We start from the raw sequence: 15,143 nt of genomic DNA, 5'->3' as shown, positions 1-15,143 counted from the left end.
TGAAGTAATGAACCATTGGAAAATATTAGGCATTGAAGCCACAACAGATAAACGCCTTATTAAACTCGCTTATACAGAGATTCTAAAAAAAACATCGCCAACAGAGTTTCCCGAAGAGTTTAAAGATTTACGAAAAGCATATGAGTTAGCTATTAAAGAGGCTAAACGACCTGCTAAAAATGAAGACACAGCACCCAATCAAGTATTTGAAGATGAGCACGAAAAAAAAGGCGTTGTTGACGAGTCATTTTTTGATGAAGAAGAGCCCTCTCCCGCACCTACAGAAGTTGAAATAGTTAAGCCTCAACCTATCGAGTTAAATTGTGTTCGCTCTATTTCAGAGCTGCAAGCAGCACTCAATGAATTATATTGTAATGTGTTATCTCGCAGCGATGTTGAACAATGGAAGTTATTATTTTCGTCGCCATTATTTTGGGATGTCGATCAAAGTCAGCAAGTCTCATTTACTTTAATTGATTTCTTTTCAGAGAATTACTTTTTATCTGCCACGGTATTTAAATTTTTAGATGAGAGTATGAAAATCTCTAGTGAGTTAGTAACCAATAAAAATAATCACTACCGTGAACTTGCTATTGCACTGCATCATTATATTCAGAGCCTACCACTGCGAATCGATGCCCTATCTAACATTGATCACAATATTAGCTTTGAACAACTGCAGCAGCATCTTCAGTTACGTAATTTAATAGAAGAGCAATGTATATATTCTAAGCTTACAGCTGAGCAGCTAATTACGCTTATGCAGCGAATTAATTTGGTATTTTATAATGACGAGTCACTTTATCTTTATGTTGCTAACTATTTATGGACATTGGGTGCATATACAGAAATTAGTAAGTTACTTGCCTCATTGCCAGAGCCTACAGATGCAAGCATAGATCAGCTGCGAGATTTACAAGCACACGCAGAATTTAAGCTTAAAAACTATGATATAGCACTCACTATTTATCTTGCGCAGCGAGAACTTATGAAAAGTTTTTATGCGATGAATATGACTAAAGAGATTGGTCTGTGTTATTTGCACCTTAAAAATTATGAAAAAGCATATACGTATTTAAACTCTTATTTTTATACTAGCCCTGAGGATATAGACCTTCGCTCTGCTTTGATTATCGCCCGTCGATACTACATAAAAGATCTTAAAAAAAATGAGGAAAGTAACGCTCTTAAAATAGCGACGTTACAATTTGAAAATGGTCGCTACAAAGATGCTTTAATAACGACTCAAACATACCCTCTAATTTTTCACGCTGATTGCAATTATTTACAGGCTTTATGCCTTGCTAAGCTAGAACGCTTAGATGAAGCATTTAACGTTTTTATCGCCTTTATGAATCTACATTTACAAAAACAGATAGATCCTTGGCCACTACTGGTTGATTTATTTATATATTGCCCAGACTCAATTGATTTCAATTTGATAATGGAAACTATCGCAAAAAAAATACAACCATCTCCTAACAAGTTTTATAAAACCCCTCGCGTGCTAGGCTCTGTACAAGAGAATATATACTCACAATTAGAACTCAAAACATTAGATCTTCCAGCGACTGATCATGATGGAAAACCCAATAAACCCATGGGTTACGCCCTCTATGCTGATTTAGACTATAAACAGCAATATGCGTGGGCAATGCTACATGCGTTAATGGCTAAATTGGCAAACTTCGAAGATAAAGCGATTGTGAAGCAAATAAAACAAGCCGCTATTTATGCTATTAAGCAAGCTATGCCAAAAATCACACACCAACCAAGTTGGAGCTTAAAGTTTATTCACATAGCTTTTGATATAGATGATTTTGATACCTGTATTAAGCTCGCAAACATCACGATGAGCGAGTTTTCTAATTTACCACAAACCTACTATTACAAAGGGCGATCGCTAGCTGCCTTAGATCAATATGATGCAGCAATACCCATATTAATATTAGCCGCAGATAAATACGGACATCAGAGGCTTGGGATATACTCACTTGAATTTGCAGTGGAGTGTTGTGAAAAGCTCGTTGAACATGGACAGCCAATGCATCCTAATTACAATGATATATGCCAAAAACTGCAAATAACAAAGGAGATTGTAGATGCACAATCAAAGTGAAGTACCTTGTGTAATTGCGGATGATGCGACCTTAAGTTCAGAACAAAAATTATGGCTTATTAGCCTCTCAGGGCACCTTTCAATGCAAAATGGCTATTCATTGAATACCTTAAAGCATAACAATAAAAACTACACTGACGAGTCAGTTGCTAACGGTAATTTAAGTATTTTAGATAATGCTTATGGCGTTACAACAAAAGAAGAGTTAATTGAAACTTTAAATGTTTTTTATAACACATCAAATAGCCAAGTTTTCATGAGTTGTATGGCTGAACTCACCAGAAATGATTTATTAGCAAGATACTACATTGAGAATAAATCTACTGCCTATCAAAATACGCCTATAGATATTATGTCGGACTGGGCAGGAATACATAAATTCTCACTGGCTCGTTGTGGTATTAGAGCTTTTGATATTGGCCGCTATGCTTTTTTATGTCGTTGTGGTGTTAGCGTTAATTTTTTAACCGAAGAAGAAGCATGGCATTACCTTAAGCCTATTGGAAAACTGGCACAAACCTTATTTATTAGCTGGCAAGAGTATGCAACTAGTTATGTAGTTGGTCGGTGTATATGGCAAAAGATTACAACTCAAGAAACGTACAGCGAGCCAAACCCTGACTTTAATTTTAGCCATGATTTATTTGAGAAAATAAATGATACGGCTGCTACATTGCAAAGTATATTAGCTGATGACGAGCACCCATGGTGCCAACTAGATTGGGAAATGGACTTTTAATTTCAATATTTTGATTTTATAAATACTTACTGAATAACGCATTTTGCAGTGTCGTTATTCAGTAAAGTTAATGTTAGTGCTTGCGCCCTACACCATTTCGTACCATGTCTTGCCCTGTTTGGAATACGTCTTCTGTAATCATGCGTGCTAAAAGTAGCTTTTGATTATCGTCAAACACAGCAACAAAACGGCTGCCATCTTTGTTATTAGTAGCCATGCCAACACCGGCAACACCTTTAAGTCCAAAACCACCGTTTTCGACATCTATTAAAAAGCTTTCTAGTTCGGCTAAAGTATCAATTACGTCATTTTCATTATTCATTTTAAAACTCTTTTAGTAAGGCCTTGGCTAGGCTTTTAAATCATTATGGTGGCTATTTTATAGAGAAGAGCCAAAAACTTAAACCCTTGGCTCAGGTTAGTAACTAAATAGACTTTATAGCTAACTCTAAATTGCTTAGCGCACAACCAAACTCTTTTGCATTAACACGATGATACTGTGTGTCACTCGTTGCTGTAAGGCTAATTATAAACTCATCTTGTTGAGCTACCGCACTTTGCTCTTGGCTTAGGCACATAGCTTGAGTAAGTGAGCGCAGTTTTGAGTTTGTTAAAATTGAGCCAAAACGCTGCACTGGCAGTGGAGGTATTTTTATAGCGGGTAACGCTTCATCTATGGTGCGCTTGCTTAGAGTAAACGTGTTATTGGTAATTTCAATTACGCTGCCTGTAGGCCAGTACGAATAACTATAATCTTTAACACTTGGCTGTACTTTATCTTTATTAGCTAAATGCACTACACCACTTTTACCTATTACGGTTATTAAACTACCTTCTGATGATTTAATAACAACCAAAGCCGTATTTTCATCAATACCAAAACCATGTTGAATCTTTGTTTTAGTATTTTTTACTTCGTTTTTATTTAACGCCGCTGCGAGCCTAAATGTACGGTTTTGTTCGCTAAACTGAGTATCTAGTACACCAAAATTAAAGCTGCCAAGTCCACCAGCATTAGTGTTATTTTCACCTTTACGAAGTGCCTCAAGGCTTGTCGTATTTGTAAGCATGCCCGTCACTTTACTTTGGATTGCTGCGCCCGCGCCTTCACCTACAATTACTGGGCGAGTTTGCAATGCTTGCGTCCACGGGTATGGATTATTGTTTTGATCAAATAATACCTTGTGAGTTAATGCTGCATTACCGCTATTAAACATCACACCGGTACTATTTTTAATAAGTGATACAAGTGCATTAGTGCCACTTTTGCATAAAGCGTATTCGGCCTTTGTGTACTCTGGATAAATTGCTTCCCGGTTATACACATTCATTAATGTATTTCTGAGAGCGGGTAATTCATCGCACGAGTTACTCGTAATCGCTTTAGCAAGTGCTGGCGTTAGTGCTAACCATTGAGTGTTTATATTTGATTGTGCTAAAAGACTCTGCGCTACATCTGCCGACTCATAAGGGTCGCGGCTCGATGCCGTAATAGCAAGCATGGTGGGTTTTGCGTTATTAACTTTTAAACTGCCCGACACAAATTGTAAAATACTATTAGTCGCGACCTCGTTATTAAAATCGGTATTTACTTGCTCTTTTAAGCGCTCAGCGTTTTTATCAAGTAGCGGCACTTCTAGCATATCAAATACAAAGTTGTATTCTTGCTGAGTCAGGCTTTCTAATTGCTGGTTATTTATATCGCGCCATAGCCATAATAAATCTGTTTTAGATACGCTATTTGACGATTTACCTAGCAAGGTTTTAAGTGTTTTTAATACAGCCGTTTTTGCCTCAACGTTATTATTAGGCCAGTGCTGCGTGATGTTTTTTATTTGAGCGTTGCTAACAGTATATAAATTATGTGACTTACCATCAATAGCAGTCCCTTTTTGGCAATTGTTAAGCTTTGCGCTAGTACAGGTAGTAAGCTCTGACCCCACTAAAATTAAAGTTTGGTTTTGCTCTTGAGCCACTGCATTTATTGAATACCCAACACCAAACAATGCCACTAACATACCTAGTAACTTCGGCTGTTGATCACGTAAAAATGCACATATCATAATGTAAACTCTAATATAAATTATAAAACTAATATGTTGTAGTTTAACAGCTAGCCACTTGAGCCTAAATATATTTTTATAAATGTTAAATAATTCAAGCCCCTGAAAAGCGATAGCGTTAAGCACTTCATTTAAATAAATTGTTTAGCTTACATACTTGCCCTTGTAAATATTAACTAAACAAATTTAAACAGAGCATTTATTGATCAAATTCATTGTTTAAATTACGGTGGTGCATTGTTTTATGTAACTAGGGTGAAATATGGACTTTTCTAATGAAGAGGTAAATTTTTTAGCTGAGTTATTCAAACCAAATACAAAACAACGTTCCCCTCGCGATCATATGCTTACAATGAAAAGATCTATACCCGCGAGTATTGCTCACCTTTTTACCCACGCTAATCTAACTTTGCTTGCTGAAGTTGCTAATTACCAACTTTGGTTTCCCTTGCAATTAAAAATTGATGAGTTAGGTGTAATTAACCCCACTTTGAGCGCACCAGAAGTAATTGATACAAAGGGCACTCAACGTAGTTGGCGCTGGAGTGAGCTAAATATTAAAAGCCAAGGTTTTAATATTGAATCGATTTCCAGTACTGGAATATTTTTAAAACCATTAAAAAGTGGAGAGAGCTTAAAAAAATTACAGCACATGAGCTTTACCTTACCCAACAAAGAAAGCATATCGATAGATGTAGAACCCGTTAGGCAAAGTAGCCTAGGGATTGCAGCAAAAATCACTCAGATTCATAGCGGACAAGAGCAATTACGCGCCTATCTGTTTGAAGAACATAAACGCCAATACGCTAAGCTGTACGAAGATGGACAACTAATTGAACAGTTAATTTAGTCTCTTTTAAACACTCACAAGCACTTCACTTGGCTTTATTTAACCCCCTCTCAATGTTAATCTGTCCCCCTATTAATAAATCATAAGGATATGACAATGCCAGGTGCTTTTGCGCACATCACAGCCGTTAATATTGCAACGCAAACCAAATCACTCGCTAAAATGGATATGCCTAAAAAGGCAAAACTTATTTTAAGCCAACGCCAAGCATATCTTGAACTAGGCTGTGTAGCCCCCGATTATCCTTACTTAGCAGTAGCGCAGCCTAGCCAAAATGCGTGGGCCGACCTAATGCACTATGAGCACACAGGCGATTTACTTAAAGCCATGATTGAATACTGCAAAACACTTGAAAGTGAAGCATTTGAAAAGTGTTTTGCTTGGTTATGCGGTTATATGGCCCATGTTGCTGCGGATATAACAGTGCATCCGGTTGTTGAATTAAAAGTAGGCCCGTATGAGCAAAATCAAACGGCGCACCGTACCTGCGAAATGAACCAAGATGCGTTTATTTGGCAACGTTTAAACTTAGGTGAGTTAGGTTATGCTGACCGCGTGCAACAAAATATTGGATCTTGTACTAACAAAGACGATAATTTTGATACCGATATTGCAAAAATTTGGCAACATGCTTTATTAACGGTTCACCCAAGCTACGCAGCACAACACGCTCCTAACTTTAATTCATGGCATAACGGTTTTCAGCTTGTAGTAAATAATGTTGAAGAAAGCTATCGATTATTTGCCTGCGCACGCCATGTTGCTGCTGATTTAGGTTTGTTTTATCCTCGCCCAAACGAAGTTGACTCCACTTTTATTGAACAACTAAAAACGCCGCACGAGCCTATGCATTACAACGATATTTTTGACTTTGCCGTTAGTAATATTCAGCACTACATAACCGTTATTGCCAATGCCGTATTTTTAGATACTGATTGCAGTGCAATTAAAAATTGGAACCTAGATACAGGCTACGATGAACGCAACACGATGACGGTATGGAGCAAATAAAATGAAACACTTACTTTGTATAAGCCTCATAGTATTACTTAGCGGTTGCTACACTTCAAAAAATAACAATCCAGAAGTGATGGCCGACTTAGCCTCGCAATTAAAAGATATTGCTACAGCCGTTGATGGCACATTAAAATTTAGTGAAACACCCTATTCAACAACTGATGAGTTATTAAAAGCTGCTGTTAATAACGATTTAAGCAAACTTGCACCCTTTGGGGAATACACGCTTATCGTGAACATACAAGATGATAACGCAGTGCTACTCTTATGTGATGCCAATACTGCTTTAATTGAAGATGCAGGCTGCACTGCTCAATCAGATATACAGCATTGGGGAGCTGAGGCTATTCATCAGTGCGAAATAACCATAAACGCCCAACAGCTCTGTAATTAGGTAATAAAACCCAGCTAGTTTTATAGAACATACATACCTTAGGTGTATATGTTCTATATAGTGCCCACTAAATACATTTAAAGTTGAGCCGTCATCTCTTTAGGGTTAAACACTAAGCCATGGCGACTAACATGTTCTGCAAAATTTTCGGCTGGCATTGGTTTCGCAAAGTAAAAGCCCTGAAATTCTTTACACCCCATTTGCGTCATTATTGCTACTTGCTCTTGGGTTTCTACTCCTTCGGCTACACACTTAATATCAAGCTCTTCACACATAACGTGCACCGCTTTAACTAAACTTTTTTGACGCGTAGAGCTCGTTACTTGGCTTATTAATGAGCGATCTAACTTGAGCTTGTTAATAGGGTAATCGGCAAGGCGTGCAATATTAGAATAACCCACCCCAAAATCATCGACCGAAATAGTAAAACCCCACGATTGCAGCGTTTGCATAAGCTTTAGCGAATGCGCTTGGTTTGCCTCAAGAGAGGTTTCTGTCAGTTCTAACTCTATTTGAGGTGGCTTTACGTTAAAGTCGGCAAGGTATTTAACCAGTTTTGACATAAAATCGGTTTGGCTAAAATCAATTAGAGATATATTTATTGCCACCGGCACACTCGGTAAACCCGCCTTGGTCCAATCGGCAATTTGAGCGCACACCTTTTGAATAATCAGGTCGGTTAGCCGACTAACCATTCTGTATTCTTCGGCAATAGGAATAAATACCACTGGCGACACATTACCCAGTATTGGACTGTTCCAACGCGCTAAGGCTTCAAGCCCTATACATTGACCCGTTGCATCTACTTTAGGTTGATAGTGCACCGACAAATCGCCCTGCTGAAGCGCTTCATCTAATAACATTGAAATTTCGTATTTTTCGATAAAAGCTTGTGATTGTTTTTCGTTATAACCACTAAGGGCCATATTACAATTTGCTAGTTTAAGTGCTTCGCATGCATTGCTAAGTACTGTTGCGCTGTTTTTTCCATGATCAGGATACTTTGCAAAACCAAATAAAAATGATTGCTGACACTTAGTACCAAATACATTATATGTTTTATCTAATGTATTTTTTATTTGCATTAATAGCTTATCTTCTAGCTCGTTTTGCGAGTTTGCGCCAATTATAAAAGCAAGCTTTCCTACTCCTATATGAGCACACAACAGCGGCCCATCTGGCATCGCTTTTAAACGCTTGTACGCGTTAATAAGTAATGCTTGAGAGTCGGCTTTAGTGAGCTTCAAATTTAAGTATTCACTATTTGCACTTTGCGCAACAACGATATAAAAACCTTTTTGGTATTTGCTTGTTAATCTGTCGCATTGCAGCTCAAACCATTCTCTATTAGGTAGTTTTGTTTGCGAGTCTCTAAAGCGTAAACGTTTATTTTCTTGTTCCATCATCGATAAATTTTGTTTAATGAGCTGCTCTTGCGTGCAATCGTAAAAGTCATATACACGGTAGTTTGTACTCATTGTTATTTGCTGATAACTGGCTTTAAAATAACTTTTTTTGTACTTCACAATTTTATTTTGAGCATTAGAGTCGTCAAAAACTAAGGCCGGAAATAAATGAGAAAGATTAACGCTTCCTTCTTTTAATTCTTTTTTTATACCAAACATATCAATAGCATGTTGATTAAAATCAGTAATGACAAGGTTTTCGTCAACAATAATTTTGGCTTTATTTGATTCGGTGAACAGGCTTCGATAAAGCTCATTTTTATCTTTAAGGTGTGTATTAGCGCTTATCATTGTTTTGTTTAAACGCTTAGCAGCCACAATTGTGCGCGCCACAGCAAGGGGAATACAAATGTTAAAAAATAAAAATATAAGCCCTGTAATGTATAAGTCAGCGTCGGGAAGTTGTTGAGCTATGCCGGTTAAACCCGAGACATCAACGTTATTGATGATCATATAAAACGGCGCAATATTTAATACGCCATAAGCAAGGGCTGTTCTATAACCAAGTAGCATAAGTGCGATTATCGGGCAAGAATACATATACATAGAGCCCACTTTAGCAAGTTCTAGGTCTGTTAAAAATAAGTTCATTGACACGCTAGCAGCTACAATGGCTATTAAAAGTGCATGAGCGCTAAAGTGATAAAAACGCTTACTTGCTATAAGTAAACCACATGCAGTAGCAAGAAAGCTGCTTGTTAATACAACAATATAAATTAAGTTAAATTCAATAGCGCTTGTGTACGTGTGGCACGCCACAGCAAAACATAACACCATTACTAATGATAGAATAATGCGCAGTGCACTTATTCGCCAATTAGCAACCTGACCAGGGGCTGAATAATGGTCATTTAATAAAAAGAATCTATTGAAAAAATGCATAATAAACAACAGTTAAAGCTCATTATTCTATTAGACATTGATAGCTTGTTAAAATCAATCTAATGAATGTAATTTCTATTTACATAGTTCTATAAAATAGACAAGTGTAAACCTACCTGTTAGCCGTTAAACAATCATTTTTCGAGTGTTTTTACAGTTATCTTCTTTAAGAGCGAAACCACTGCACCCTAAAAATTCACCGTGCTTAGATTTGCGTTTACGCATTTCGCGACCACACTTTTCACAAATTGGGTGCTGCGTTTTACACTCTGTATTCACACATTGTGAGTACGTGTTTTTATCAATCGATGGGCCACTACAGCTTTTACACACTCGTAATTTAGTTTCGCAAATTTGCGTATTAGTACAACTATAATAATCACCATATTGACCCGTTTTTGGCATAATTAAACCGTCGCTGCACGTACTACACTCTCTTTGCTTTAGTTGCGACTTATTAAACAACGTTGAAGCGATTTGAATGGGATAATTGTCATTTACTAGTTCTTTTACAAACGCTGAGCATGCATAAGGGTCTGCAATTAAATACGCTTTATGTTTAGCGCGAGTAATACCTACATAAAGCAAACGCCTTTCCTCTGAGTGAGTGAATTCATCTTGCTCTGGTAATAACGCCTCCACCAGCACATTATTTTGATTATCGCTAGGAAACCCTAATTTACCTTGTTCAAAACCAATAATAATACAGTAATCGGCTTCAAGCCCTTTGGCACTATGCAATGTCCAAAAATAAAGAGAGTTTGTATGCTTTTTATCTTTTAAATGCTGCTGCACGCTATTTAACATGTATCTATATCGACTAAGTATGGCAATGCTCGCTGATGCATCATTTTTTTGAATAGTGCTTATGCTCTGTTGTACTTTCATTTCTATCGATTTAGTACCTTGGTATAAATCGTCTAATAAAATAACTTGTGGTGTGGTTACTTGTGTATGTGTGCTGATCTGCTTTTTATATTGCTCAGGGTTTTGCATTACAAAACGCCCTGCTACATCACTAATACTATTGTTATATCTAAATGTTTTTTGCAACATAGTAAGTGAGTGGCTGCCCACTAATTCATTAAAGCGTGTAGTAAGCGCTAAATTACCACCCGAGAACCGATAAATTGCTTGCCAGTCATCACCAACCGCAGTAAAGCGTATTCCGTTACCATGTTTTAATATGGCACTTAAAAAAGCCATGCGCGCGCTTGATATATCTTGAAACTCATCAACTAAAATGTGGCTCCATGGAATATTAAAATCTCCGCTTACTATCGCCTTTGTTGCTTGAATAATCATGTCGTCAAAATCAATGGTACTTTGCGCGTTTAGTTCATTTATATAAGCATCATGAATTTGCACTAACAAGTTTGCATATTGCTGGTAATTTTTAATACCACTTTGCTTAATGCGCTGTTCTATTTGCTTATTACTTAGTTGCTCCACTCGAATAGCTTGTAAACATTTTATGTACTTATCAATCCCTTGCTGTAACTGCCCTGAGTTATTTAAAGTATGAAATATTTCGTCGTTACTTAAAGGTGTTAATTCAACATTATGCTGCTTTAATTGCTTTGCGAGGGTTTGCTCTAGCTTTCCTTCTACCCAGTTGTAATGAAAGGTCTCGAGTAAGGTGGTGCCATTTTGTTTATGCAGTTTGCGCTTAAATGCAATTTGCTCGTTATAGTGTTTTTTATCTATATCGGCACGTGTGTTTCCTTGCCTATCAATGCCAAAGTGCTCTAGGTAAATATCATATTGAGGTATATAAAAGTCTGGTTGGTATTGCCCACTTAGCTCTGCGCCTTGGCTAAAGTGATAATTCACCTCATAACTGTGCGGTACGCAATTCAAATGTAGCCAGTTTGAAATAAGCACTTCCTGATAACTTTTTACTTTATGACCCGCAAGGCTACGGTATTCGTTATCGCGTACGTACCGCTCGTACTGTGCATTATCTTTAAAGCTAAATATATCAATCGGCTCATGGAGTAAATCTAAAAATGCTTTTAAAAACTGTGGCTCGGTTTGTATTTTTTTACTTACCCACCCAGTTAACCAACTATTTAATTGAACCGGGTCAGTTGCAAATTTTGACAACTCGATTGGCTTTTTAGCACTTTGTAATAATTTAAGCCCAAGCGCATGAAATGTTAAAATAGTGGGTGCTTTGGTATGCAATTTTGCATGCGTGGCGCGTTTAATAAAGCGCTCTTTAAGCTCATTTGCTGCTGTTTTATTATAGGCCAGCACCAAAATTTGCTCAGGCTTGGCAATATTGCATGCTATTAAATCTAAAGACTTTGCTACCATCACAGATGTTTTACCTGTGCCTGCTGCCGCTAATACTAAATTTTTATCGTTATCGCGTATTACCGCTAAGCGCTGCTCTGTTGTTAATGGATTTGACTCTACTTGATTAAAAAAGTCATTTTTAAGAGTTAGTTGTTTTTTTTCATATTTATGGCGCAACTGTGCAATTGCATCGTGAGTATTGGGTGTAGTGCTCAGTATATTTAAAAATTTAATACTACTTGGCGATAAGTGCTGTTGCCACACACTTGTACTTTTAGCGTACTGCTTGGTAAGCAAAAACACATCATTATTAAGTGTTTTTATGGAACTATCACGTAAAAACTCATCTAAAGCATAGCGCTTGAGCGAAATCTTTGCGTTATTTACCTTTTGCTCAAGCAGGGTTGAAAACCGCGTGTTAAGGGCCGTATTTAAAGCGTTCGCTTGTGATTTGTTTAAAAAGCTAATTGATGTATTGCTACTGTCGCACAAATTAATTTTGGCGCTAAATAAACGGTTTTTAAGTATTGAGTAATTATAAAAGTCTTTGATTAAAAATGTCCGTGCGGGAGCACTTCTAAAATGCACAACAAGGCGCTCTTGTTCAATAGCTACGTGTTTAATACGGGTAAAAAAACGGCCTAGCCAACTTGGAGTAGCAATATACTGCGCCATAATACTCAATATGAAGATATGCTTTACCTTAATTGTAACATACTCTTTTGTAATACATTTAGCGCTAAATAGATGCTTACTTAGTAAACAATTTAATTGGTAAGTTAGTTTTTAAACCTAATGGTTAATGCTTTATTTACAACCGTTAACAAATTTAAACATTTATAGATAGCTTGTTGTGTAACAATGCACATATACAAACTTACACTTCATATAATTGTTAGGTATATTCCCAATTAAACAATTATTTACAGCCTAATTAAGTGGTTTAAAGGAGCTAACATGCTTAAAAAATGCATTACCACAACGGCTTTAATTTTAGCATTATGCGCTTGCACGTCAGAAACAGAGTCGGATTTAGTAAAAACACAAGGTATTTGGGCAGGTTTTGAACTGGTTTCTGACGGTAACCGCACGCGTGTTAACGCAGAACTAAATGCAGGCGATGCTAATGGCTCTAACATTGTTTTAAGCGATAGCGACTCATTACAAGCTGTTGTTAATAGCACTGCTATTGTACTTACAAAAGATACCGACTTTTTAGACGTTGATTACCAAGCGTATATAAATGCCACTGACGATAACCAACAGTTTGATATAAAATTTAAACGGGATGATGGCATAAATGCTAATTCGAGCGTGGAGTTGCCTTTAAATTTTATTATTTTAACCCCGAGTAACAATCAAAATTTTAATATTAATAGTCCCCTTACAGTTCAGCTAGATGGCACTGATCCTAATAGTACTAGCCAAGTAGAACTTAGCAGTAGCTGCACTAACAATAATAATGAAACACTTTTACAATCAACGCTTTTTGCGCTTAACACTTCGCGCCTTGAAATAAATCTGCAAAGTTTAGATATGTTTAGCAGCTCGCAAGTAGATCAAGGTAAAACGTGTGGTTTAACAATTAGTGTGAAACGCGATCGATTCGGTAGTATTTCGGGTGAATACGCAAACCAAAGCTATATTAAATCCCAGCAATCGCGCGCTATAAAAAATATGACTTTAACGTTTTAATTTGCACGCTAATTTACTCAGCGTTAAGCTACGCCTTTATTAAGTAACTCTACCAATTGTAATTGCCCTCCTTATTTATAGGAAAGCTAATAACAATTGATATAAAGGTTTATTATGACTAACAGCACATACCCTATTGGCACACCTGGCAAAAAATGGAATGACAACGATAAAGCCCAGTGGTTAACACGCCAAAACATTAAACGCAGTTACCAAAACGAAGTCGTAACGCTAATTAATGACCTTAAGAGCACCTTAGATATAGAGCAATACGGCGAGCTTAATTACACCGCTGGCACTTACCCATTATATATATTAAAAACACCTAATTTTAATGCTAATAAACCAACTGTTTTAATCACCGGTGGTGTACATGGCTACGAAACCAGTGGCGTACATGGCGCACTTAGGTTTGCTAAAACATCGGCTATGCAATATTGCGAACAGTTTAATATTATTGTTGCCCCCTGCATTAGCCCTTGGGGATATGAGACTATAAACCGCTGGAACCCAGACGCTATTGATCCTAATCGCTCATTTTACGAGGGCAGCCCAGCTCAAGAATCAGCCGCTATTATGGCGTTTGTAAAATCATTAGGTACTGACTTAATCGCTCATATTGATTTACACGAAACAACAGATAGCGATAACAGTGAATTTAGACCCGCACTCGCTGCGCGTGAAGGCACTACAAATACTAACTGGAACATACCTGACGGGTTTTATTTAGTTGCAGATACCAAAAAGCCTGAGCCAGAGTTTCAAAAGGTCATTATAGAAAGCGTTTCAAAGGTAACTCATATTGCACCGAGCGATGAAAATAACCAGTTAATAGGCGTGCCTCAAGAGCAATTTGGCGTGATTAACTATGCAGCACGCGATTTAGGTTTATGTATGGGCTTTACTGATGCACCCTATGTAACCACTACCGAAGTGTACCCAGATAGCCCAACAGCCACCGATGAAGAATGTATTTTGGCGCAAGTAGCCGTTATAACGAGCGCGCTAAATTACATTACAACCTCTACAAAAGATTAACCACTGTTCAAAAGCGGGTACTCATTAAATTAAGTACCCGCCCCAACAAAGAAACAATCTGATAACAAAAAACAACCTAAAAGAACTGGTTTTATTGAATTTAAAGGTATAAGGTTAGCCTTCCCTCAAATTCAAGGAGTATACATTGGGGTTTAAAAACAAATATGGACAGGTAAGCCTCTATACTGAAAATAACGTTGTTATAGCTCACTTTACGGGATACATCACCTCGGCGCTTCTTCATGCGTTTAAAATTGAGCTATGCGAAAAAATAAAGTCACTCAAAAATCAGCCTTGGGCCTATATTAGTGATTCTTTTGATGTTTTGGCTGCAACGCCTGAGGCAGAAAAAGAAATGATAGATATTAGCCATTTAATGAAAGCAAACAACTGCCTAAGTAGCGCGTTTGTACTCACATCCGCTATCGCTATAAATCAAATGAAGCGCATTTTAGAGTGCGCAAAAAGAAACGTTAATTTTAGTGAGTGCCTATTTACAGATTTAGATAGCGCTAAACAGTTTGTTTCTCACAACTTAAAAAGTAAGCAAGGCCAACTGATATAAAATAATTGACCTTG

12 protein-coding genes are annotated in these 15,143 nt (G+C 37.2%); 8 read left to right on the top strand and 4 right to left on the bottom strand.

Going from position 1 to position 15,143, the window contains the following annotated elements:
• Positions 1-7: 7 nt before the first annotated feature.
• Positions 8-2,119, top strand: coding sequence for a CDC27 family protein (locus I6F47_RS10630; protein ID WP_197183809.1), 2,112 nt, complete (start codon positions 8-10; stop codon positions 2,117-2,119).
• The gene (locus I6F47_RS10625) at positions 2,103-2,858 is read left to right on the top strand and encodes a DUF1266 domain-containing protein (protein ID WP_197183808.1); all 756 of its coding nucleotides are present in this window, start codon (positions 2,103-2,105) and stop codon (positions 2,856-2,858) included. Before I6F47_RS10630 ends, I6F47_RS10625 begins: the two co-directional genes overlap by 17 nt.
• 73 nt (positions 2,859-2,931) lie before the next feature.
• Here the strand turns inward: I6F47_RS10625 and I6F47_RS10620 are convergent, their stop codons facing one another.
• Together I6F47_RS10620 and I6F47_RS10615 are read right to left on the bottom strand one after the other, a co-directional pair.
• Positions 2,932-3,180 carry a hypothetical protein gene (locus I6F47_RS10620; RefSeq protein ID WP_007580368.1) on the bottom strand — a complete coding sequence of 83 codons (249 nt, stop codon included), beginning with the start codon at positions 3,178-3,180 and terminating at the stop codon, positions 2,932-2,934.
• 103 nt (positions 3,181-3,283) lie between these two features.
• On the bottom strand, positions 3,284-4,921 hold the full coding sequence (locus tag I6F47_RS10615; RefSeq protein ID WP_197183807.1) for a cyanophycinase: 1,638 nt from the start codon (positions 4,919-4,921) through the stop codon (positions 3,284-3,286).
• A gap of 262 nt (positions 4,922-5,183) precedes the next feature.
• Between I6F47_RS10615 and I6F47_RS10610 the strand changes: the two genes are divergently transcribed.
• From I6F47_RS10610 to I6F47_RS10600, 3 genes are all read left to right on the top strand, one after another.
• The gene (locus tag I6F47_RS10610; protein WP_197183806.1) at positions 5,184-5,771 is read left to right on the top strand and encodes a hypothetical protein; all 588 of its coding nucleotides are present in this window, start codon (positions 5,184-5,186) and stop codon (positions 5,769-5,771) included.
• Between the two features lie 96 nt (positions 5,772-5,867).
• Positions 5,868-6,782 carry a zinc dependent phospholipase C family protein gene (locus tag I6F47_RS10605; protein WP_197173371.1) on the top strand — a complete coding sequence of 305 codons (915 nt, stop codon included), beginning with the start codon at positions 5,868-5,870 and terminating at the stop codon, positions 6,780-6,782.
• A 1-nt stretch (position 6,783) separates the two neighbouring features.
• Complete coding sequence (locus I6F47_RS10600) at positions 6,784-7,182, top strand: hypothetical protein (RefSeq protein WP_024590534.1); 399 nt, start codon at positions 6,784-6,786, stop codon at positions 7,180-7,182.
• Positions 7,183-7,259: 77 nt separating this feature from the next.
• Here I6F47_RS10600 and I6F47_RS10595 read toward each other — a convergent pair whose 3' ends face one another.
• A complete protein-coding gene (locus I6F47_RS10595) occupies positions 7,260-9,530 on the bottom strand; it encodes a putative bifunctional diguanylate cyclase/phosphodiesterase (protein ID WP_197183805.1) in 2,271 nt (756 codons plus the stop codon).
• Positions 9,531-9,656: 126 nt separating this feature from the next.
• Positions 9,657-12,506, bottom strand: coding sequence for a UvrD-helicase domain-containing protein (locus tag I6F47_RS10590; protein ID WP_197183804.1), 2,850 nt, complete (start codon positions 12,504-12,506; stop codon positions 9,657-9,659).
• A 282-nt stretch (positions 12,507-12,788) separates the two neighbouring features.
• On the opposite strand from I6F47_RS10590, the gene I6F47_RS10585 reads away from it, so the two are divergent.
• The 3 genes from I6F47_RS10585 (at position 12,789) to I6F47_RS10575 (ending at position 15,129) form a co-directional block, all read left to right on the top strand.
• On the top strand, positions 12,789-13,526 hold the full coding sequence (locus I6F47_RS10585; protein WP_197183803.1) for a hypothetical protein: 738 nt from the start codon (positions 12,789-12,791) through the stop codon (positions 13,524-13,526).
• Positions 13,527-13,640: 114 nt separating this feature from the next.
• Positions 13,641-14,564: a M14 family metallopeptidase gene (locus I6F47_RS10580; RefSeq protein WP_197183802.1), complete on the top strand. Its 924-nt coding sequence runs from the start codon at positions 13,641-13,643 to the stop codon at positions 14,562-14,564.
• A gap of 145 nt (positions 14,565-14,709) precedes the next feature.
• Complete coding sequence (locus I6F47_RS10575) at positions 14,710-15,129, top strand: hypothetical protein (protein ID WP_197183801.1); 420 nt, start codon at positions 14,710-14,712, stop codon at positions 15,127-15,129.
• Positions 15,130-15,143: the final 14 nt, after the last annotated feature.

The sequence above is a fragment of the Pseudoalteromonas sp. NZS37 genome, from assembly GCF_015864265.1.
GTDB classification, from domain to species: domain Bacteria; phylum Pseudomonadota; class Gammaproteobacteria; order Enterobacterales; family Alteromonadaceae; genus Pseudoalteromonas; species Pseudoalteromonas arctica.
This window is presented reverse-complemented; position numbering and strand designations above follow the sequence as displayed.

Excerpts from the sequence above, each read along its gene's own strand:
- I6F47_RS10630 (WP_197183809.1), top strand. The coding sequence starts at position 8 with ATGAACCATTGGAAAATATTAGGCATTGAAGCCACAACAGATAAACGC.
- I6F47_RS10625 (WP_197183808.1), top strand. The coding sequence starts at position 2,103 with ATGCACAATCAAAGTGAAGTACCTTGTGTAATTGCGGATGATGCGACC.
- I6F47_RS10620 (WP_007580368.1), bottom strand. The coding sequence starts at position 3,180 with ATGAATAATGAAAATGACGTAATTGATACTTTAGCCGAACTAGAAAGC.
- I6F47_RS10615 (WP_197183807.1), bottom strand. The coding sequence starts at position 4,921 with ATGATATGTGCATTTTTACGTGATCAACAGCCGAAGTTACTAGGTATG.
- I6F47_RS10610 (WP_197183806.1), top strand. The coding sequence starts at position 5,184 with ATGGACTTTTCTAATGAAGAGGTAAATTTTTTAGCTGAGTTATTCAAA.
- I6F47_RS10605 (WP_197173371.1), top strand. The coding sequence starts at position 5,868 with ATGCCAGGTGCTTTTGCGCACATCACAGCCGTTAATATTGCAACGCAA.
- I6F47_RS10600 (WP_024590534.1), top strand. The coding sequence starts at position 6,784 with ATGAAACACTTACTTTGTATAAGCCTCATAGTATTACTTAGCGGTTGC.
- I6F47_RS10595 (WP_197183805.1), bottom strand. The coding sequence starts at position 9,530 with ATGCATTTTTTCAATAGATTCTTTTTATTAAATGACCATTATTCAGCC.
- I6F47_RS10590 (WP_197183804.1), bottom strand. The coding sequence starts at position 12,506 with ATGGCGCAGTATATTGCTACTCCAAGTTGGCTAGGCCGTTTTTTTACC.
- I6F47_RS10585 (WP_197183803.1), top strand. The coding sequence starts at position 12,789 with ATGCTTAAAAAATGCATTACCACAACGGCTTTAATTTTAGCATTATGC.
- I6F47_RS10580 (WP_197183802.1), top strand. The coding sequence starts at position 13,641 with ATGACTAACAGCACATACCCTATTGGCACACCTGGCAAAAAATGGAAT.